Source organism: Longitalea arenae, assembly GCF_016924755.1.
Lineage (GTDB): Bacteria > Bacteroidota > Bacteroidia > Chitinophagales > Chitinophagaceae > Niastella > Niastella arenae.
Genome location: NZ_JAFFJX010000001.1, coordinates 24,192 through 44,661, shown reverse-complemented (window position 1 = coordinate 44,661; position 20,470 = coordinate 24,192). Strand labels below are relative to the sequence as shown.

At 45.1% G+C, this 20,470-nt stretch carries 24 protein-coding genes; 9 read left to right on the top strand and 15 right to left on the bottom strand.

Features of this window, described 5'->3' with window-relative positions:
- Positions 1 to 65: 65 nt before the first annotated feature.
- Both JT717_RS00210 and mtgA read left to right on the top strand, forming a co-directional pair.
- Positions 66 to 641, top strand: a complete 576-nt coding sequence (locus tag JT717_RS00210; RefSeq protein WP_205508004.1) for a hypothetical protein — start codon at positions 66 to 68, stop codon at positions 639 to 641.
- Positions 642 to 719: 78 nt separating this feature from the next.
- Positions 720 to 1,424, top strand: a complete 705-nt coding sequence (gene mtgA / locus JT717_RS00205) for a monofunctional biosynthetic peptidoglycan transglycosylase (protein ID WP_205508003.1) — start codon at positions 720 to 722, stop codon at positions 1,422 to 1,424.
- Here mtgA and JT717_RS00200 read toward each other — a convergent pair whose 3' ends face one another.
- From JT717_RS00200 to pnuC, 3 genes are read right to left on the bottom strand one after another with little or no spacing between them, the layout of a single operon-like run.
- Positions 1,425 to 3,080, bottom strand: a complete 1,656-nt coding sequence (locus JT717_RS00200) for an ArnT family glycosyltransferase (protein ID WP_205508002.1) — start codon at positions 3,078 to 3,080, stop codon at positions 1,425 to 1,427. It abuts the gene before it with no gap.
- A gap of 49 nt (positions 3,081 to 3,129) precedes the next feature.
- Positions 3,130 to 3,657 (bottom strand): AAA family ATPase, encoded by a 528-nt coding sequence (locus JT717_RS00195; RefSeq protein ID WP_205508001.1) that lies wholly within the window; start codon positions 3,655 to 3,657, stop codon positions 3,130 to 3,132.
- A 5-nt stretch (positions 3,658 to 3,662) separates the two neighbouring features.
- Positions 3,663 to 4,295, bottom strand: a complete 633-nt coding sequence (gene pnuC, locus JT717_RS00190; protein WP_205508000.1) for a nicotinamide riboside transporter PnuC — start codon at positions 4,293 to 4,295, stop codon at positions 3,663 to 3,665.
- Positions 4,296 to 4,399: 104 nt separating this feature from the next.
- Here pnuC and JT717_RS00185 point away from each other — a divergent pair, with 104 nt between their 5' ends.
- Entirely contained in the window at positions 4,400 to 5,200 is an 801-nt protein-coding gene (locus JT717_RS00185) for an SDR family oxidoreductase (protein ID WP_205507999.1), read from the top strand.
- Here JT717_RS00185 and JT717_RS00180 read toward each other — a convergent pair.
- The 5 genes from JT717_RS00180 to JT717_RS00160 all read right to left on the bottom strand — a co-directional run bounded on the left by JT717_RS00180 (position 5,178) and on the right by JT717_RS00160 (position 8,812).
- On the bottom strand, positions 5,178 to 5,732 hold the full coding sequence (locus JT717_RS00180; protein WP_205507997.1) for an SRPBCC family protein: 555 nt from the start codon (positions 5,730 to 5,732) through the stop codon (positions 5,178 to 5,180). The genes JT717_RS00185 and JT717_RS00180 overlap by 23 nt on opposite strands.
- Before the next feature lie 70 nt (positions 5,733 to 5,802).
- Entirely contained in the window at positions 5,803 to 6,636 is an 834-nt protein-coding gene (locus tag JT717_RS00175; RefSeq protein ID WP_205507996.1) for a hypothetical protein, read from the bottom strand.
- Positions 6,637 to 6,710: 74 nt separating this feature from the next.
- On the bottom strand, positions 6,711 to 7,322 hold the full coding sequence (locus JT717_RS00170; RefSeq protein ID WP_205507994.1) for a hypothetical protein: 612 nt from the start codon (positions 7,320 to 7,322) through the stop codon (positions 6,711 to 6,713).
- Between the two features lie 335 nt (positions 7,323 to 7,657).
- Complete coding sequence (locus JT717_RS00165) at positions 7,658 to 8,254, bottom strand: NifU family protein (RefSeq protein ID WP_205507993.1); 597 nt, start codon at positions 8,252 to 8,254, stop codon at positions 7,658 to 7,660.
- A 165-nt stretch (positions 8,255 to 8,419) separates the two neighbouring features.
- Positions 8,420 to 8,812 carry a MerC domain-containing protein gene (locus JT717_RS00160; RefSeq protein ID WP_205507992.1) on the bottom strand — a complete coding sequence of 131 codons (393 nt, stop codon included), beginning with the start codon at positions 8,810 to 8,812 and terminating at the stop codon, positions 8,420 to 8,422.
- A gap of 125 nt (positions 8,813 to 8,937) precedes the next feature.
- Here JT717_RS00160 and JT717_RS00155 point away from each other — a divergent pair, with 125 nt between their 5' ends.
- Both JT717_RS00155 and JT717_RS00150 read left to right on the top strand, forming a co-directional pair.
- Positions 8,938 to 9,588 (top strand): SCO family protein, encoded by a 651-nt coding sequence (locus JT717_RS00155; protein WP_205507991.1) that lies wholly within the window; start codon positions 8,938 to 8,940, stop codon positions 9,586 to 9,588.
- Positions 9,589 to 9,603: 15 nt separating this feature from the next.
- Positions 9,604 to 10,032 carry a Fur family transcriptional regulator gene (locus tag JT717_RS00150; RefSeq protein WP_240347763.1) on the top strand — a complete coding sequence of 143 codons (429 nt, stop codon included), beginning with the start codon at positions 9,604 to 9,606 and terminating at the stop codon, positions 10,030 to 10,032.
- A gap of 423 nt (positions 10,033 to 10,455) precedes the next feature.
- Here JT717_RS00150 and JT717_RS00145 read toward each other — a convergent pair whose 3' ends face one another.
- The gene (locus JT717_RS00145; protein WP_205507990.1) at positions 10,456 to 12,186 is read right to left on the bottom strand and encodes a M3 family oligoendopeptidase; all 1,731 of its coding nucleotides are present in this window, start codon (positions 12,184 to 12,186) and stop codon (positions 10,456 to 10,458) included.
- An 87-nt stretch (positions 12,187 to 12,273) separates the two neighbouring features.
- The gene (locus JT717_RS00140; protein WP_205507989.1) at positions 12,274 to 12,972 is read right to left on the bottom strand and encodes a DUF5606 family protein; all 699 of its coding nucleotides are present in this window, start codon (positions 12,970 to 12,972) and stop codon (positions 12,274 to 12,276) included.
- 289 nt (positions 12,973 to 13,261) lie between these two features.
- Here JT717_RS00140 and JT717_RS00135 point away from each other — a divergent pair, with 289 nt between their 5' ends.
- Complete coding sequence (locus JT717_RS00135; protein WP_205507988.1) at positions 13,262 to 13,678, top strand: hypothetical protein; 417 nt, start codon at positions 13,262 to 13,264, stop codon at positions 13,676 to 13,678.
- 203 nt (positions 13,679 to 13,881) lie between these two features.
- Here JT717_RS00135 and JT717_RS00130 read toward each other — a convergent pair whose 3' ends face one another.
- Together JT717_RS00130 and JT717_RS00125 are read right to left on the bottom strand one after the other, a co-directional pair.
- Positions 13,882 to 14,637 carry a LytR/AlgR family response regulator transcription factor gene (locus JT717_RS00130; RefSeq protein WP_205507986.1) on the bottom strand — a complete coding sequence of 252 codons (756 nt, stop codon included), beginning with the start codon at positions 14,635 to 14,637 and terminating at the stop codon, positions 13,882 to 13,884.
- Between the two features lie 68 nt (positions 14,638 to 14,705).
- Positions 14,706 to 15,701, bottom strand: coding sequence for a sensor histidine kinase (locus JT717_RS00125; protein WP_369411676.1), 996 nt, complete (start codon positions 15,699 to 15,701; stop codon positions 14,706 to 14,708).
- Between the two features lie 241 nt (positions 15,702 to 15,942).
- Between JT717_RS00125 and JT717_RS00120 the strand changes: the two genes are divergently transcribed.
- Together JT717_RS00120 and JT717_RS00115 are read left to right on the top strand one after the other, a co-directional pair.
- Positions 15,943 to 16,377 carry a DUF1761 domain-containing protein gene (locus tag JT717_RS00120; RefSeq protein WP_205507984.1) on the top strand — a complete coding sequence of 145 codons (435 nt, stop codon included), beginning with the start codon at positions 15,943 to 15,945 and terminating at the stop codon, positions 16,375 to 16,377.
- A gap of 30 nt (positions 16,378 to 16,407) precedes the next feature.
- Positions 16,408 to 16,908, top strand: a complete 501-nt coding sequence (locus tag JT717_RS00115; RefSeq protein WP_205507982.1) for an SRPBCC family protein — start codon at positions 16,408 to 16,410, stop codon at positions 16,906 to 16,908.
- A gap of 93 nt (positions 16,909 to 17,001) precedes the next feature.
- Here the strand turns inward: JT717_RS00115 and JT717_RS00110 are convergent, their stop codons facing one another.
- Complete coding sequence (locus JT717_RS00110) at positions 17,002 to 17,574, bottom strand: DUF1579 domain-containing protein (protein ID WP_205507980.1); 573 nt, start codon at positions 17,572 to 17,574, stop codon at positions 17,002 to 17,004.
- Positions 17,575 to 17,734: 160 nt separating this feature from the next.
- Here JT717_RS00110 and JT717_RS00105 point away from each other — a divergent pair, with 160 nt between their 5' ends.
- Positions 17,735 to 18,220 (top strand): DUF6265 family protein, encoded by a 486-nt coding sequence (locus JT717_RS00105; RefSeq protein ID WP_205507978.1) that lies wholly within the window; start codon positions 17,735 to 17,737, stop codon positions 18,218 to 18,220.
- 50 nt (positions 18,221 to 18,270) lie between these two features.
- Here the strand turns inward: JT717_RS00105 and JT717_RS00100 are convergent, their stop codons facing one another.
- Together JT717_RS00100 and JT717_RS00095 are read right to left on the bottom strand one after the other, a co-directional pair.
- Positions 18,271 to 19,359, bottom strand: a complete 1,089-nt coding sequence (locus JT717_RS00100) for an amidohydrolase family protein (protein ID WP_205507976.1) — start codon at positions 19,357 to 19,359, stop codon at positions 18,271 to 18,273.
- A 153-nt stretch (positions 19,360 to 19,512) separates the two neighbouring features.
- The gene (locus tag JT717_RS00095) at positions 19,513 to 20,466 is read right to left on the bottom strand and encodes a 1-phosphofructokinase family hexose kinase (protein ID WP_205507974.1); all 954 of its coding nucleotides are present in this window, start codon (positions 20,464 to 20,466) and stop codon (positions 19,513 to 19,515) included.
- Positions 20,467 to 20,470 lie beyond the last annotated feature (4 nt).

The window sequence follows — 20,470 nt, the reverse complement described above, 5'->3', positions numbered from 1 at the left end:
GCGCTGGCGCGGTTTAACAAATCATTAGTGAAATAACAAAAAGGCCCTCTGTAACTTGTTACCGAATGAAACAAGCTTTACTTTTAATACTACTGGTATCATTAGCAGAAGTGACCTTATCGCAGCCCTCGGATTTTATCGTTCTCAAAAAACATAATAACCGCACTTTAAAGACCTACTATCCCGGCGCTTTCATTTCCGCCGTAACCCACAACGGCTTTACCATAAATGGTTATATAAAAGAGATCCGGCACGATTCCATCATTATTCAACAACAGGAGCGGCAATTGAAAGCGACCGATTTTGGTACTACGCTCGATACCATGGCTTATACGATCGGGCTAGATTACCGGGAGATTAAAAAGTTTCAATTTACCCGTCAATATACCTGGGGCCGGAAAAAGGGTTTTGCCCAGGTGACATTGCCTGCACTCATGAAAGTGGGTGGACTGGGGTTTATCTTCCTGGAACTCGTGAATACTGCATACCGCAAAGAATCCGTTTCTGCCAATAATAAAGTAGTTCCGTTGACCATTGCCGCCGGAGTGGCAGCTACCGGCTTTGCCATCACCTACTTTCAGAACAGGGCCGATAAAGCGGGTGGAAAATATAAAGTGGTATATGTGAAAAATTCCCCATGAGAAAATATCCCACCGGGTAATGACGTTAGGGATCAATAATCAAAATTGTATCTTGCAGGCCAAAGCTGTTCCCTACTCATGTCAACTAAAACGAAAGAAAAAGCCCTTCGCATCTGGCGCATCATCAAGAGGACTTTGCTCTTTCTTTTTCTATTACAGTTATTTTATATTCTTCTCTTAAAGTGGGTCGACCCGCCTTTTACCCTAACCCAGTTGGGTAGCTTATTTTCCGGAAATGGTTTGAAAAGGGATTATGTGCAGATGAAAGAAGTTTCATCTTATGCACGTTTGTCTTTTATTGCTGCTGAAGACCAGCTCTTCCCCGATCACAATGGTTTCGACTGGAAAAGTATTAACAAGGCGATGGAGTACAATAAAAAGAAACCGAACCGCATTAAAGGTGCTTCCACCATCAGCCAGCAGGTAGCTAAAAATGTGTTTTTGTGGCAGGGCCGCAGCTGGTTTCGCAAAGGCATGGAAGTATATTTCACCTTTATGATAGAACTGATGTGGGGGAAGAACCGAATCATGGAAATGTACCTCAACGTTTCAGAAATGGGTCCGGGTATATTTGGCATTGAAGCCGCCGCTCAAAAATATTTTAAGAAGCCGGCAAAAAAGCTCACTCGCCAGGAGGCCGCCATGATCGCCTCGTGTATGCCCAATCCCAAAAAGTACACGGTAAAACCATTATCCCGCTATGTTGCCAACCGCTATCCCTGGGTAATGAAGCAAATGGCTTTTCTGCAGAACGACCCCGATATTCAACGGATATTGCAATGATCATAACACGCACAATTCAAATTCAGTGCTGTTGATGGTGGGGAAACCGGGCAAAACCGATCCGATGCAGAGCCGGGCTGTATATTCCGCATTCCCAATGTCTGAGGGAACCTTAACCTGAAGTGTATGGGCGCTGCTCTGCAGGTTTTTTACTGTAGTGCCGGTATTAATAATCGTTTTCACGTCGCCGTTTTCGTAAAGCACCAGCCAGATAGGCGTTTCACAATAAGCGGCTTGTTGGAAATAAGCCTTGTAATGTTCCGGAACACTCAGTTTTGTACTGATCTCGATAAGGCGTTTTTCGAGATTGGTGCATTTCATGTCGGTGAACAATACCCGCGAAAAAGAATAGAAATGTGTTTGTACACCATCCTTCGGAAAAGGCCATCCATGTGGTTTGAAGAGCCTGCGGAAATAATCATTATCATCCGGCACATCCATATACACTTCCCTGCCGATCAGTGAATCTTCCACGGCCCACATATTAAAATTATTCCGGCGGTAATAGGCGGAGTTCAACGAAAAAGCAGGCAAGCCTGTGTAAAACCAGTACTTGGAAGCACGCTGATACGTATCAATAAATACAACCGGTAAGCTGCCGGCCTGTTGACGTATTTCGTTTGTCCATGTACGGTTTCCATGGAACTCGTTCCGCTTTATCCAGGAAACAGGCGGGAACCACCACATTAAATAGAGACGTATAAACAGAACTAATAATAAGGTAATCGGAAGGCTTCGGTACAACCATTTCTGCCATTGGTAATGCTGCACCAGGTACCGGTGGCTTAAGACCATTAAGGGGATGAAGGCTGCTACGGTCCAGTTGGCTTCTACCCGCCCTTTATAGGTACTTATAAGAAATATTATATAGATCCCGATCAGCGAATACTGCATGGCCTTTTCAAGATAAGTAAGGGGCCGGTAGCGGAATGCCGCCCAAAGCAGGAACCAGCCGATGACCGGTCCGGCAAAAGCAATTTGTGCCACTATATATTCCGTGGTAAAAGCGAACCGGTAACTGGATGCATTTCTTTCGAAAAGATGATATTGTACCGACGGAAAATCATGCTGGTACTGCCAGTACAAATGCGGCGCAAACAACAGCAGGGAAATGGCCCCGGCCAGCCAGGTATATTTATTGGCAAATAATTTCAGGTTCGACAGAAGAACCAGTGCGATCACCAGCACACCATGATACTTGCTGTATAACATACAGGCCATGCAAAAGCCCAGGAGCAGCGCATTTGCCAGGTTGGTCTTTTGCAAAAATTGCTGGTAGAGCCAGAAAAACAATACCACAAAAAATAATAAAGGCGTATCAGGAACCGCCAGCATGCCGCCGATCTGGGCAGCGGCAATGGATAAGGCGATCGCATAAAAAAGGCGATCGTCTTTTTTGTAAGTAAGTTGCTGAACGAAAAAAATGGTGGCGGTGTTCAGCAATATGATAAAGATGCGAACACCCAGTTCATTGGGAAAAATAGCATATCCTGCTTTAACCAATGCTGCGATCATTGGTGGATGATCGAAATAGCCCCAATCTAAAAAACGACTATACACCCAGTAATAAGCTTCATCATCGAATAGTTCAGTATTGACAGCTTGTACAATACTTATTATAAACCACCCGATGTAAAATAACAATCGATGATCCATTGCAGCGCGTTTTGCCTACTACAACAACATAGCAACTATAAAAACTGTTCTACTTCAGAAATAAATCATTCACCGCCTGAATGCCTTTTTGTAACCGTTCATCATAATTCCCTGAGATCTCCACCCAGGGTACAGATTGATTCGAGAGAATAGTCTTGTAAATACTATATAACTGTTTGCGCGGTTCAAGGTCGGGATACTCGCGTAAAGCATCCTTTGTCCAGGGCAGATCAATATTGCATAAAAGGTATAAATCATATTTCCTTTTTGTAATCTGATCAAGTATCCAGGGATGGCACTTGCCAAATACAAATTCACACCATACTTTCATTACATACTGATCTGTGTCAATAAAAAGCAGTTTTGACGCTTTCGCTTTTTCGATATAGCTTTCTTCCAGTGCCAACTGGCCTTTGGCAATGGTGAGCAGGTCATCATAGGTATAGTTAGTCCCATACTGCAGCAGATATTCCCGGGCATATTCAGGCACCCAACTGGTCTTATAATATGCGGCCAGCTGTTCACTCAAGGTACTTTTCCCCGTTGATTCCGGACCTATGACAACTATCTTTTTCATTCCCCCTATTTTAACTTCAAATTCCTGGCGCGTTTTTTCCATTCCAGCAATCCGAATACGGCCATTATAAACAGAACAAAATAAAAGACACTGGTAAACACATATTGCTTCACAAAATATAATGGAATGGAGGCGATATTGGTCGCGATCCACCAGTACCAGCTTTCAACCTTCTTTTTGGCCATAAGCCACATGCCCGTGAATGCGGTTGCGGAAGCGAAGGCATCGGCCCAGGGAATGGTGGCCGAATAAAATGCATGCTTAAGCCAGGTCAGTGCGCTGAAGATGGCAATATAAAAAAAGGCAAAGAACAGCAGCTGTTGCATCCATTCACGGCGGGTTGAAAATTGTACAGTTACCACGTAATGATGCTGCTTGTCTTTTTTCAGCCACAGGATCCAGCCGTAAATGCTCATGATGGTGTAGTAGAGGTTAACGCTCGCTTCGCCATACAGGCTGCCCTCCACACTCAGAAATATATAAATGACGGTACTGATGAGTCCCACGGGATATACCCAGATGTTCTCAATGCGGGAGAACCATACGCTTGCTATTCCTGCAAATACAGCGATGTATTCGGGCAGCGTGGTATTGCGCATACCGTCGACAAATTGCTTTACAATTTCTTCGTATGTCATGCTGTAAAAAAGCGCAAGATAGTTCTATTGCCCTATAATTACCAGCGGGCATTTTCTGCACTTTGATGGCGGTTTCCGATCTTTGGCCATTAAAATTTTATCCATTGAGTTATTTTACCAATAAGACCGTTTGGATCACCGGCGCCTCTTCGGGCATTGGCGAAGCGCTTACCTATGAACTGGCGAAACAGGGGGCCAGGATCATTATTTCGGCCCGGCGTGCCGAGGAATTGAAACGGGTGCAGCAACAGGCTGGCACAGCCAATATCTATGTGCTGCCGCTCGATCTGGAAGCTGCAGCTTCTTTCCCCCCAAAGGTAGAAGAAGCCATTGCCGCATTTTCACAGATCGATATTATGATCCATAACGGCGGCATCAGCCAGCGGTCTACGGTAAAAGACACCCTGCCTGCCGTGCAGCGGAAGGTAATGGAAGTGGATTATTTCAGCTATATAGAACTCACCAGGTTATTATTGCCGCACATGCAGCAGCGCAAAACCGGCCAGTTTGTGGTGATCAGCAGTGTAATGGGAAAAATAGGAACGCCCATGCGTTCGGCATATGCCGCTGCCAAACATGCCCTGCATGGCTTTTTTGATTGTTTACGGGCCGAGGTATGGAAGGATAATATCAAGGTCACCCTGATCCTGCCGGGTTATATCCGTACCCAGGTTTCTTTAAATGCGGTTACTGCTACGGGCGGGAAGTTGAATGAGCTGGGTAAGAATATTGGACATGGATTTCCGGCTGATAAAACGGCTCAACAAATAATACGCGCTGTTCAAAAGGGAAAATTTGAAAAATTTGTGGGGCGGCCATTATCACAGGAATGGATGGCCTTACATCTGATGCGGTTATTCCCAACGATGGCCATAAAGATCTTTAAAAATGCCGTACCGCAATAGTGCCGTCGTACAGTTCACAAAACTTTTTAAGGTTCTTCAATCCTTCGCTGATCTGGGCGTCTAGGTTTTTATGCAGCATATACCCTATTAAACGGCCTACGGGGTATGGCAGCGCTCCGAAATTCTGCCAGGTTACTTTGGTTTCATCGGAGCCCCATTCTTCAAAAAGCCAGTTATCACGGGCGATGGTTCTTACCGGTTTTATAAATTCAAGATCAAAGTGAATATGCCTGTCATCAATATCGCGCAGGGTGAGGCTGCCTGTGCCGATCTTAGTTCCTTTCCATGAATATTTGTGCCCGGGTCTTTTCGCAAGTCCCGTAATGGAGTTGTCTTTGCCGGCACCCTTTGGATGCCATGAGTTCCACAGAATATGATTTTGGAAGTCAGCCACTTTATCCATTACAAAATCACATGGCTTTTTTATGATGGCTGATTTCTCTATAAAGTACCCGTTTGGTAAAAACAGGGCGATGATCAACAGTAGCACCGTCACTACCACCAATGCGCCCAAAATATACAGTACGGTCATAAACCCGCTGTTTTATTGAATTTACTGCATTCCTGCTACACCGCCAAGTTGGGCTTATAAAAAGGCATGTTTAAAGATCGAAGCGAACCGTTGCAGTAGTGTAAAACAGGTTACCGGCTTCCTGCACAGACTGGCCATTGGCTGCAATTACATTTTGCGGAAGAACATATGCAGGTGTTATAATGATGTTCATGTTGCCGATGCCATAAATGACCGGACAGCTTAGCTCATACGACAAAAGGCTGAAACGGCTGCTGCTGGCAGTTACTGTTTGTTCGCCAACCGGTAAGAACAGGAATCTTTTTTGTTGCAGCCATGTTTTGGTAAACCGCTGGGTACCAAAATAGCTGTAGGCAGCAGGAGCGATCACGATCACGCCTCTCTTGCCAACAGAGTCGATGCGGAAGGAATGATCGATCCCGGCATACAGGCCAAGATCAGTTTTATCACTGAATTTTGCATCGGCGCCGCCGTATATACCAAGAATTTTATTGGTTTGGATCAGGTTAAAGCCCGCTTGTCCCTTTAGCACCGATTGCACCAGACTTATATCGGAATTATAAAAAAAGCGGGATCCGAAGATATTCCCCCTGAAATTTTCTTTTTTGTTTTTGAATTTATAGCCGGCTTCAACCGTGGTGGCCGCATAAGTGGTGGCTGCTGCATTATTAACAAAAATGAAATTGGAGAAAAGGTACAATCCACTGCGAAAAGTAATGCCAACAAACGGATAAATACCCCGGCTTTTCAGGCTGTCGGTTCGGCCATAATAATTAAGGCCTGAATTAAAAGAAACCCCGGTTGTAAGTGTTATTTTCTTTTTGGTCGTAATCGAATCTGCCTGCTGCGCCTGTAGTGTTATAGTAAGAAGCGCCAGCAAAAGAAGGGTAGTTAGTTTTTTCATAACACGAATTCAAGTGCGGAGGTAATAAACCCTCCCGGTACCGTACCGGGAAGGTTTCGTTATCAATAGGGCAATTATTGCTTGCTGGTATTTACCGAAGTCTCATTGCTCACTGCTGTAGAAGATGATACTGAGGTATTGGAAGCTGTTTCTTTTACAACACTCGCTGTGTTGGCGGTAGTTGATCTTACTTTACCGGCGGTTTGCCGGGTTTTTGTAAGGGCGCTCTCTTTTGTATGTTGAACTTTTTCAACGGCAGCACTACTCACGGTTTCTGTTGCCTGGCTATTGGCTGCGGCGTTTACTGAAACGGCTTTATCAGTGCCTGCAGCTACACCTACGGCATTATCACTCGTTAGGGCAGCTGCTGATGTGCCTGAATTGCCTTGTACAGTAGCGCCGGCATTTACGTGCACGGCGTTATTCTGAGTAGTATTGGCTACGCCTTTTTTGGTTGCAGCCACTGTATTCGCTGTCACTGATCTTGTTGTGTTCACTGTTTGTTGCGAACTGCTTTGAACAGCGGTACGGGTTTGGTGAAGGGCTGCGCCCGCACCACTGGTATTAATACTGGTAGCAGACCGCAGGGTGGCTGAAGTGCTAGCGCCCAGGCCAAGCTGTGCTTTTGAAACGGTGGTGATCATAGCCGCTGCTGCAGTAGTAATAAACAGGATCTGTACTTTCATAAATCTTGATTTTAGTTAAATAAATAGTTGTTTTTGGGTTATGACATAACTTGCCCTTTCAACCGGCGGCATCGAAAAAACGCTGCTGGTTAAAACAAATCAATGCCATTAAAATTTTAGCTGTTCAGATAAGGGGGTAAAACCCGGGGCGGTACGATTAGTACTGCTGTAGTTCTTGTTTGACGATTTCAGCGGATAATGGTTTAATCGAAAAACGGTCAACCCCGATCAAAGGTCCTTCTCAATCACAATCTCTGACTTCACCTATGTACAAAAAAAGACCTTCCCTTTTGGGGAAGGTTTAAAATACACGTTAAATATGTTAACAGAATAAATTATTCTGCTTCTGCCACTACCTCTTTAACTTCAGGGATCATCCGCTTCATCATGCCTTCGATACCTGCTTTTAAAGTGATCATCGATGATGGGCAACCACTGCAGGAACCCTGCAACATGAGGTTTACAACACCGTCGCTATAGCTTTTGAACTGAATGGCGCCGCCATCCATTTCTACAGCCGGTTTTACATAGTTCTCCAGCAATTCTTTGATCCGCTTAACCACATCATCGTCATCAGCAGCCACTATATTGGTGCTTTCCTGTTTAATGGTAGCGATCTCTTCTTCATTGATCACCACTTTATTTTCTTCCAGGTATTCTTTTAAGAACTGACGAATGGTAGGAATGACATCATTCCATTCGGTTTCAGCCGTTTTTGTAAGCGTTACAAAGTTGCTGGCAATAAATACTGCTTTTATAAAGGGGAAACCAAAGAGTTCGGTAGCCAGCGGCGAAGGCTTGGCATTTTCCACATCCGGAAAATCGATGCTTTTGCCCGGGTACAATAACTTATTGGCCACAAACTTCATGGTTTCCGGGTTAGGCGTCATTTCAGTATAAATACTAATGACAGGATTTCCTGTTTTGATCATGATACTTCCTTCTTTTAAGTTGATTACAAAAATAACAAATGCCTGCTGCAATTGTTTCTTATTTTGAAAATCTTTAGACCGTGAAGGATAAACCCGGTGAACGGGCAACGGAAGCCAGCAGGCAGAAAAGGGGCCGAAGGGATCAAATGAGGAGGAGCCGGACCTTTAGTGATCGCAATCGTCCTCATGGGCGTGGTTATGCACCCGGCAGGCCCTGAAGTTCATTAAATGAGCGGTTACGATCATCAATACGGCAAAGGGCAGGATCCACAACTGGTATTGATGCCATATTTGCTTGGCGATCAGGCCGGTAATACCCAGGGCGAAAATGATGATGGGAACGGTGCTGTGATGATGCTTTTTATAACCATGGCGCAGGGAATAGATGCCGATGCCCATGGCCAGCAGGATCATAAAATATTCAAAAGCTTCATTTTCAATGATGTTTATGCCTAAAACAGGCAAACTGGTTAACACAAGGGGCAAGATAGCACAATGGATAGCGCAGGCCAGAGAAGCCGCCACACCCATCGCATCCCAGTTTACTCTAAAATTCATGGCCCGAAGATAAGAAGTAAATCGAATCACATGCAACTTTGTTGCAAAAAGATTCGTTATAAAATAAATTCATTGACAGCGAAACGGGTAGCCGTACCTTTGTTGCCTGAAAAATTATAGATGATATGCGCCGGAAACTGATCTTTTATATTGGCTTTTTTGTGGTTTTGGTAATCGCTTTTTATGTGGCTCTTACCCAGGTAATACCGGGTTATGGCGAAGTGAAGTTGCCGGTGGTGAATCGGGTTCAACCTTTCAGCTTTACCAATCAGGATGGGCAGTTGGTGACCGAGCGCCATATGGAAGGCAAGGTGTATGTGGCAGAGTATTTTTTTACCACCTGTCCCAGTATTTGCCCCATGCTGAACACTAATATGAAAAAGGTCTACGATGCCTATAAAGACGAGCCCGGTTTCATGATCCTGTCGCACACCGTAGACCCTGATACCGATAATCCGGCGCGGTTAAAATGGTATGCCGACAGTATGAAAGTGAATACACAAAAATGGGTTTTTGTAACAGGCAGAAAAGACAGCCTGTACCAGGCCGCCCGCAACAGCTATTTGCTCGATGATCCAAAGAACAACCTGCAAAACCTCAATGACCAGTTCCTGCATACGCAGTTTTTTGCACTGGTCGACCGTACCGGGCGCGTGCGGAAAATATATGACGGGTTAAAAAAAGACGAAATAGAAGAATTGAAAACAGATATAAAGCGGTTGTTGAAGGAAAGAAATACGCAGGAACGATTTTCTAACAATATGTTCGGCAGTTAAATACTGCGATGTTTAATGTTTTTAATGATGGAAGCGCAGATAGACGAAATACTTCGCAAAAATCAATTGAGTGTGACCGGTAGCCGTAAGCGGATCCTGGAACTGTTCCTAATGAGCAACGGGGCGCTTGCGCATGGCGATATTGAGAAGAAGACCGGTGAAAAATTCGACCGCGTTACAGTCTATCGTACCCTGCAAACCTTTCTGGAAAAAGGCATCATCCACTCTATACCCACTCCTGATAATTCGGTATTATACGCGCTTTGCAAAGATGATTGCAGCGAAGGCCATCACCACGATAATCATGTGCACTTTATTTGCTCCATATGCGGCAAAACCATTTGCCTCGCCGATGTAACGGTTCCTGAAGTTAAATTGCCCGTTGGCTTTTTGCCACATGAATACCAGATGGTGGTAACGGGTCTGTGTAAGGAATGCCGTTAAAAAATTGACCGCCGTCATTAAGTTCAGATCTCCGGTTGTCCGGTAACGGTGTATCGGCTGATCAGCGTGTATCGCGGTATTACCTAACCGGACTTAATAAATTTTTGCAACAACTAACCCGGCTGATTACAGGACAATCAAAAGCATTTACTAAATATCAAAGCTTAATCAATTTTGCTTAGATGAAACGAAACGTTGGGGCGGTTTAATTGTGGCGGGATAGACAGTTTTAACAAATCGTTAAATGCCTCAAAAAACAAAGCCCCGATGTAGAAACACCGGGACTTTTGGTTAAGGCTCTGATTAGTAGCTATTTTATGATGTCGGGTAGCGTAACTACCTTATCAATATACATTTAGTGTTACAAATATAATAGAATGAATTAATATTTCGCATACCATGAACTGGGTATTTTTTTTCCGGCTAGGGATGAACGTTTAGTTTGTCCATCTCGGCCTTTACAAATTGCATTAACTGCTTAATGTAATCCGGCGAAAAATTAAATACAAGTCCGGCTGCACTGTACAGTTCCGGCAATGTTCGGGTACCTCCCAGTTGCAAGGCATTTACATAGTTGTTTATGGCAGCTGTTTTGTCTTTCCTGAATTGCATCCACAAACCAATGGCGCCTAATTGGGCAATTCCATATTCAATATAGTACAAGGGAACTTCAAACAGGTGTAGCTGTCGCTGCCACGCATAAGTTCGGTATTCCGAAAGCCCGTCAAAGTCAATTACAGGGCTTGAGAATTCATTCAGGATCTCCATCCATTTTGCTGCTCTTTCTTCCACGGTATGGTTGGGATTCTCATATACCCAGTGTTGGAATTTATCAATGGTGGCAATCCATGGGAAGATGGTGATCACTCTTTCCAGCTGGTGCTCTTTTGCCCGGATGAGATCCTCTTCTTTATCGAAGAAAACATCCCAGGCATCCATGCTGAATAATTCCATCGTCATGCTGGCCACCTCGGCAATCTCCATAGGGTATTCTTTAAAAGAGGTTAACTCCAATGGATGGGCGAGAAACGAATGTACCGCGTGGCCGCCTTCGTGCACCATGGTAGTAACATCGCTCATTTGTCCGGCCGCATTCATAAAAATAAACGGGGCGCCTGTTTCAGCCAGCGGGCAATTATAGCCGCCTGGTGCTTTACCCTTCCGGCTATCGAGGTCGAGGTGTTTCATTTCACCCATTTTGCGCAGGCAATTGGCAAAGAAGGGATGCACCCGGTCAAAACACTGAATGCTTTTTTCCAATAATTCATTGCCTGAACTGAACGGGTTGAGTGGCTGAACGCCTTCCGGCTCTGCTTCCGAATCCCAGGGGCGTAAAGTAGGCAGGTTCAGTTTTTTCTTTTTCCGTTCGTTGATCACATTTACCAGCGGCAGAATATGTTGTTTAACCGCTTCATGAAACTGGAAGCAGTCTTCTTTTGTATAATCGAAGCGGCCCAGCTCTTTGAATTTATAATCACGATAGTTTTCAAAGCCGGCATTGATCGCTACCTGGTGTCTTTTGCGGATCAACTGCGTATACAGGTCGTTGAGTGCTTCTTTATCCTGCAGTCTGCGTTCGTTTATTTTACGGTAAACGCTTTCGCGCAAGTTGCGGTCATGGCTTTCAAGGAATTTGGAAGCCTGTTGCAAGGTGTATTCCTTACCGTTTACTTCAACCGTCATTTTACCGGCAATGGTCCCAAACTGCTGCGCCAGTACAGCCAGTTCAGATTGCAGGGGAATATTTTCTTCCCGGAACAGCTCGATGCTTTTTCGAACACTGCGCAGGTAGGTAAAATATTTTTTCTGATCAAGCTCCGTTACAAAGGGGCTTTCAACCAGTTTTTTATTCAGTTTATCAGCATAGGGCTGAATTTTGGGTTGTATTTCTGTTACAAAAAATACAAATGCCTCTTCCAGCGCCTTGTTCTCGGTATCGCAGGTCATTTTGATCTGGCGCCAGCAGGCGTCTTCGCTTACCACCGCTTCCAGCTCACTCATATCGTGCAGCCATTTTTCCAGGTCAGCTTTTGACTGAATGGGCCTGTCGAGTAAATTTTTAAAATAAGGTTCAAGATTGTCCCAGGTAGTTACGGTAAAATCTGCCGGTAAAAAGTGCCGGGGCAATTTTTTTATGTCTGCAGTATAATTCATTGGATCACTTTTTTAAAATAAGAAAGCTACAAACTTCAGGTAATAAAACCAGCAGCCTGTAGCTTTAGTTTATTAAAGTTTGCTAAATTACTTTTTGGCGTCTTTTTTAGGAGCCGCTTTCTTTTTAGCTGGTGCTTCTTCAGGAGCATCACCCTCTTCCTTTTTGGCTTTAGGGGCTGCTTTTTTCTTGGCAGCAGCTTCTTTCTTTTCTTCACCGTCGCTTTCGCCTTCCTCTTTTTTGGCTTTGGGCGCTGCTTTTTTCTTGGGAGCCGCTTCTTTCTTTTCTTCTTCGCCTGCTGCCTCTTTTTCCTTTTTAGCAGCTTTAGGCTTTTCATCTTTTGCGGCAGCCGCAGTTTCTTCCACTACAACTGCTTCTTCTACCTGTTCTTCCTCAGGAGCCGCTTCTCTTAGTTTGATCTCAATATTATTAGATTTCAGTACGCCAAACCACTTCACCATTTTCTTCATATCGCTGGAGTATACGCGGTCGAAATCGAGGTCGGGATATACTTTCTCGAAATACTTTTTAACAGCTGCATTGTCTTTTTCATCAGGTGTTTTTTCACCGCTCTGATCCATGGCAGTGAAAATATCTACCAGGTTTACATTGTCCCGAACTGTATATACTTCAATGCTTTCAAGATGAGAAAAGTTATGCACCCTGCTTGAAACAAATTTTGTGCTTTTGTCTTCCAGTGACCGTACAATAGCGCCATCAGATTTACTGCTCACCAATTCGAATAATCCTGGTAAACCCGTTACAGCAACAATTTTAGCGTATTCCATATCAATACAAATTTTTTAAGGAGTTGCAAGATAATCTGAATTTGGCAAACGCTGTTCCAAAATACGCTGAAAGATAGGCGGTGGGCCTGACAGACCCGGGATTCCGGCCGCCGGGCGATTATTTTAGGGCAATAGCCGGCCTGAACAGCCGCATGGGGCGGCATTTTGGCCAATTGGGCACTTTTCCTGCTTTTTTGCATTCAGGCCAATAATTTTTTCAACTGCGCAGGTTTTTACCCGAAGCGGCATCCAATCAATTATACGATTACATTAAACTAAATCTCATAGCATGAAAAAAGCGACCTTATTGCTGGCGATTGCCATAACCGGTGTTTTAGCCGTACATGCCCAGGGCGGCGGGGGCGGTTTCCGCCGTACTCCTGAAGAAAGATTAAAGATGGTCAAAGAAAAACTGACCGATCTCAAACTAAACTCAGAGCAGACCACTAAAAGCGACAGCGCCTTTATAGACTATTTCAGAGCTCAGCAAAAGGTATTTGAAGAAATGCGGGCAGGCGGTGGCGCCCCTGACCGGGAAGCGATCCGCGAGAAAATGATGAAACTGGCCGGTGAACGCGATGAAAAGCTCAAAAAAATCTTTACCGAAGATCAATACAAGAAGTGGAAAGATGAAATAGAGCCCACAACCCGTCCGCAACGCGGTGGGGGTGGTGGCGGCAACCGCGGCGGCGGTAGCAATAATTAATGGCTTTGATGCACACGTTATAGGATGTACCCCGGTAGTTTCATATTATCGGGGTTTTTTATTGGTGAATGGTCAATCGTCAATGGGCCTCTCACTATTTTAACTGGCTAACCCTTTGTATTCCCTGTATTTCATCAGCACATTAGCAAATCAGCACATTAGCACATTAGCACATTAGCACATCAGCAAATCAGCACATTGCCTCACTGCCCCATCCATTGCTTAAAGGCGGCGGCATTTTCCTGGCTGATAATAATATCTTCCGTCACCAGCGGCGTTACTTCCAGCAAGAGCTTGCTTTTGGGATAGGTCTTGATCCGTTTGATGGCGCTCATATTCACCAGGTATTTTCGGTTAACCCGGTAAAAAACGGCTGGATCCACCTGGGTCTCAATATCGGCCAGCGATTGATCCATGATAAATTTCTGTCCGGCGCTATCAACCATGCAAACCAGCTTATGCGTGGCATAGAAGTAAGCTATCTCTTCCGTTTTAATACTGATATAATCGGTTCCCCGTTTTACCAGGAACCGCTTTTTATAACCGCCCTGGGGCTGTGCCAGCGGCCAGTTGGCCAGCGCCTGGTAGTTGGCCGTAAAATGCTGTTTCAGCTTTTGGTACTTGTTAAGGGCCGCTTCCAGCTTTTCTGGTTTTACCGGCTTCAGCAGATAATCGATACTGTTATACTCAAACGCTTCCTGCCAGTATTCGTCATAAGCTGTGATAAAAATAACGGGACATTCAATATTTATGTGTTCAAAGATCTTAAACGACAGGCCATCACTGAGCTCAATATCCATAAAGATCAATTCCGGGCTGGCATGTTCCCGCAACCACTCAATAGCTTCCTGCACACTGCCCAGCACCACCTCAACCGTTACCGGTTGATCTGTTAAGGCCAGTAAACTCAGCAGTTTTTCCGCTGCCGGTTTCTCATCTTCAATAATGACACATTTCATTTGAAAATTATTTATTGTGTTCAGCCAGTTGGCCGCTGGCCAGGCTGGCCGGAACTCAGGTTTCAGGATTATGCAATTTTTAGCACCGGTAGCGATACGGTGAAATCACTCCCTGACTCCATCACACTGATCTCTTTGCTGGTGGTTAGTTTATAACGTTCGCCCAGGTTATATAAACCAATACGCGAAGACGTTTTTCTTAATATTTTTTTCCGCACCTGGTTGTGGATGATCAATTCATCGTTTTGCATGTCGATGGTAATTACCAAAGGAATGGCATCTGAGAATTCATTGTGCTTAATGGCATTCTCTACCAAAATCTGCAACGAAATGGGTGGGATAAGGTATTGTTCAAACAGTGCCGGGTTGATATTCACCTGTAATTGCACCGCCTGTTCAAAGCGGATCTTCAGCAAAGAAAAATAGTCGTTTAAAAATAGCATTTCTTCATGAAGCAGCACCAATTCACGGGCTTTGTTTTGAAGTATATAACGATAAACATCGGCCAGGTTATCATTGAAGCGCCGTGCTTTCGGCGGATCTTTTTCAATAAGGTGCGACAAGGCGTTGAGCGAATTGAAGATGAAATGCGGGTCTATCTGGTTTTTGAGCGCTTCCAATTCCGCTTCTGCCCGGGCCCTTTCCAGCTGTTCTTTTTTTAGTTTTTCAGTTTCCGCTTCACGCACCAAAAAAACGGTTTCATAAATATGCGTGATGAACAGCACGCAGATCATGATAACAAGGGTGGTGGTGGTGATGGTATCCCAATTCACTTTTCCATCATTAAAGATCTGATACCAGATCACCAGCAGCAAAGCGCTGATGGGTATCGTATAGAACGACACCGATAGCACAAGCACGGCAATTTTACGGACCGGTTTATTGAACCAGTCGAAATAACTGCGTAAAGTGAAAAGCAAAAAGCGGTTCCCTTCCCAGATCAGAAAGGCAATACCGATCGTAAAAAGAATACTGAGTTTAACTTTCCATGGCGAGAATTCCTGTTGATTGATCATGCCGGTGACCAAAGGAATAACCACACCAAAGGCAGGGATAAGGATCACCCTGAAACCGATATCGTTTAACCGGTCGGCGCCTGTTGTTTTTTTGATCGGCTTATTAGTACTATTTATCGCCTGCTTTTCCAGCCTGATTCCTTTTTAGTTGCGGGCGTAAAAATTAGCAAATAGATTTGAAATAACCTTAAAAACCTGTTAGGGCTAAGTATTTATCAGCCATGAGAAAAAGGTTATACGATCAATCCCTGCTTAGCCGCTAACAGTGTTTTTCAAAAATGATATGCTTATGATAATGCCTGTAATTAACTGGTGGGCTGTTCTGGTTGCCGGGATCTCTTCATTTGTTGTTGGGGGCATATGGTATTCGCCGGGTTTATTTGGGAAGGCATGGATGAAGGACAATAATTTTACGGAAGAACAGATCAGGAAAGGTGGTAATAAGGGAAAGATCTTTGGGTATACCCTCATCTTCTCCTTATTGATGGCTGCTAACCTTGCCATGTTCCTGGCTACGCCGGCAGATTGTCCGGCCCAATGTGCTCCCAAAGCCGATATTGCCTGGGGCGCCACAGCGGGTTTCCTGGCCGGCATCTGGACCTTCTGCGCAATTGCGATCCATAGCCTTTTCGAATTCAAGTCGTGGCGGTTGATATTTATTAATGGGTTTTATAGTGTTGTGGCACTGGTCTTGATGGGGGCAATTATTGGAGCGTGGCGTTAGTCGGATGCAAAGAAATTAAAACAAATTCATATGTCAACTATCGATTGGAGCCGGTTTGTTGTACGCATTAATGTAAGTGCACCGGTTGAAACTTTATACCGGGCGTGGACGACCCGCAATGGTATGGAAAGCTGGTTTGTTCGCCTGAGTGAGTATAAGCAGAAAAATGGCGAAGAAAAAGACAGGGATGAGCAGGTGACTGTAGGCGATACCTATAAATGGCTATGGCATGGTTATCCTGACACATCTGTTGAATACGGGCAGGTGCTGGAGGCGAATAACAAAGACCTTTTTAAGTTCAGCTTCGGCAAAGCGGGCAATTGTACCGTTCGAATCAAGAACGAAGAGGGCGAACATATCGTCGAGCTGGTACAGGAAGACATACCCACCGATGATGCAGGAAAACAAAATTTCCATGTGGGCTGCAAAACCGGCTGGACCTTTTACCTGGCCAATTTGAAGTCGATCGTAGAAGGGGGCATTGATCTGCGGAATAAGAACCTGCAACTGAAGGAGATGTTGAATAGTTAGTCGCGGAACCATGACCGGCTGGAAAGATATACCATCAACAAAACGTCCCGCTCCTTACAGGGCGGGACGTTTTGTTGATCGATGTTCAACTAATTATTTGGTCCGCGTAAAGGTGATCTCCATGGTCTTGAATTCCTGGCCGTCCTGCATCATAAACATTTCCATTTTTTGGGTGTTGTCGTTCACTACCGAAAAAGTTTGTTTAACATCCATTTCCTTGCCTGTCATGGGGTCGGTAGTTTTGCCTTTGAGCGTGGCTGTTTTGGTAGCATTATCCCAGGGCCCTTCCATATACATAATGCCGGTTCCCATATTGTCTATCCAGGTGCTGACGAGCATTTTCCGGGCATTGTCCCAGCCCAGTGTGCCCAATCCCTCAAACGGCTGGCCCATCATATTACCGGTGTGGGTGCTTTGCTGGTAGCGGCCGCCCATCACCATTTTATTTACACAGGTTGCGGTACTTTTAGAGGGTGCTGCACCAGGCTGCATCCAGAAGGTAACATCTTCTTTCCATTTTCCATCCCATTTGGCCATCATCTTATGCACCTCGCCAGGCGTCATGTAATCGGCCCAGGCCTTCTGTTGATCCTGTGATTGGGCACTGGCAGTAAAACTATTGATGACAAATAGTACGGCGGAAGCCGTGACGGCAAGTTTTTTCATAACTGTTAGTTTTTATAAAAATACATTATCAAAAAAAGCGCCAATGTGAAAACTGATCAATATCAACTAATAGCAGGACGAAGCCGGATTGCGGCAGGATGAAAAGCCTCCATAGTTCAAACCTTTGTACCTTCAATACACCATTCAAAACCCTGCATTTATGGGAAGAACAATTTGTTTTATCGGGCTGCTGCTAACATGTATGCATGTGTCATTTGCACAACAAGCCGCCTGGTCGGGAAAAGAATTCAAACCGCTCTTTGGTTTATCCGGTTTATGGAAAATGGATACCCCACGCGGCGCCTTATACGAAGCATGGGACACAATGAACGATAGCCTGCTTTCCGGCCGCAGCTTCCGGGTCAAAGGCAGCGATACCATGGTACTTGAACAGGTGACCATTTCTTTCCAGGACAATGCCATTTTTTACACGCCGGTTGTACATGATCAGAATGATCATCAGCCCGTTGTTTTTAAGCTGATATCGTACAATAATAACCGCTATGTATTTGAGAATGCCGCACACGTTTATCCGCAGCGGGTAATTTATGAGCTGGTCTCAGCATCCATTTTACGCGCACGCATAGAGGGTAGTAAAAATGGCAGGGAAATGGGGTCGGATTTTGTTTATAGTCGAGTGAAGTGAACATTGAACGAATAATTTCCTGCCAGCCACTTGCTATTGTCTACTTTCTTTTAATCAGGGAACTGCGAACTATCGATATTCGGAATGATCCGCAGGGCGTTCTTATAATATATTTTCTTCAGAATGGCGTCAGGAAGCCCCATGCCATACATGGCCCAGAAAGCGTGGTATTTTTTATGGTAAGGGAAATACTCGTCTTCTGTTTCCAGCACCCTGAAATAGGTCGCATATTCTTCCGGCACCCAGCTGTCTTTCCCGAATAGGATGCGATCCTGGTATTTCTCAAAGAACTGACGAGCCATCCGGGGCTGGCGGCCAAGCTCTGCGATCACAGCGCCGAATTCTACTACTACGTTTGGCATTTCATCCAACAATTTTCCCAGCTTCGGCAGGTTATTGGGGTACCAGCCAAAATGGGCCGCGATAAAAGTAGTGCGCCGGTGTTTTTTAAACATGCGGTGTTGTTCTTCGATCAATACTTCCCAGGGAGCCGGATCGGTATCGCTTCTTTTGCGCGCGGGATGCGACGTGATCTCGAGCCAGCGTTCGTTGTGCTCATCTTCCGGATCCCAGAAAGGTTTGGGATCGGCAGTATGTATAAGTACCGGGATCTTTAATTCACCACATTTCGCCCAAATGGGATCGAGCCGCGGATCATCTACAGATACCCGTTTGCCCGTATTGTCTTTTACGGAAAGCCCGAGGTTTTTAAAGACTTTCAATCCATTGGCGCCATACTTCACATCTTCTTCCAGTTGCTTTACGGCTTTTTCCGTCCAGCCCGGTTCACCGACGCCATTAAAATTTACATTCGCAAAAACAATAAATCGTTTTGGACTGGTTGAGCGGATATTGTCGATCTTGTTTTGAAGCCTGCTTCCATTATCGCCGCTGAGGTTTACCATCACTGCCATATTCAGCTTATCCATTTCTTTTTCCAGGTTCCTGAGATCGCCTGCTGACATACTGCGCTGGTGGTTGTGCACATCGATAAACGGAAAACGGGAGCGGCTTACTTTATGCTCCGGCACTACCAGCGTAGAGGTGGGTGAATATTTTTCAAAATCCATATGCGCCGTTTGCGCAATGGCCGCGGAGAGGCTCAAAATGGCGCTGGCCAGAACTGTCAGCTTCTTCATGCAAGGAATTTTTGCCAAATTAGAAGCATTTGGCAAAAATGAAAAACCGGTGGTAACAAAAAACAGTTCAAAGTTCACAGTTCACAGTTTTTTGTTTGCCGGTCTCGGCTTAACAATCCCTTATTAAGGGCTGGTTGCCTATTGCCATTCGATTCAATCCAGCTTCATTTTGTATTTGTCGGCATATTTATTTATCCAGTCGTAGAGGCGGAACACATCTTCTTTTCTGAACAATTGCGTGCCGGGGTTCATGGTTGCTGCGGTTCCGCAGGCTACGCCAAAGCGCACCACTTCTGACAAGGATTTCCCTTGTTCGAGCATCCATATCATCCCTGCCACCATACTATCGCCGGCTCCTACGGTGCTTTGTTTTTTTACAGTGGGGGTGGGAACATGTTCACAGCCATCGCGGCTAACCATCAGGGCGCCCGAAGGGCCCATGGAAACCACCATTACCTCGCAACGGCCCGCTTTAATGACCTCCATGGCCGCATCATCCACTTCATTTACTTCCAGGTGTTCTTTACCCACCAGCGCACATAACTCGGTTAAATTGGGTTTTAACAGGTACGCGCCTTCTTTGGCTGCCAGCTGTAAAGGTTGGCCAGAGGTATCTATGATATAGCGGGCATTCAGCTTTTTCACCACTTTGGCCAACTGTCCGAAAAAGTTTTCTGGTAAACCCGGAGGCAGGCTGCCGCTGGCCACAATACAACTTGGCCGGGGTTCCAACTGCTGCAGTAACTCGAAGCAGGATTCGGCTTCTTCCTCTGAAAGCGAAGCGCCGGGCATAACAAAACGGTATTGTGAATTGGTAGTTGTTTCGCGTACTACAATGTTCTCGCGGGTCTCGTGTTTTACAGGGATACTTTTAAAATTGATCTGCCGCGCGGTAAGATAGTTTTCAATGAGTTTGCCATTCATGCCGCCGGAAGGAAACACCGCCAGCGATGTGCCTCCCAGTTCTTTTATAGCTTTACTGATGTTAATACCGCCACCACCCGCTTCTGCAATGAGTTCGCCGCAACGCATTTTTTTCTCCGGCACCAGTTTATCAACAACCGTACTTTTGTCAACCGCCGGATTCATTGTTATTGTAACGATCATATGA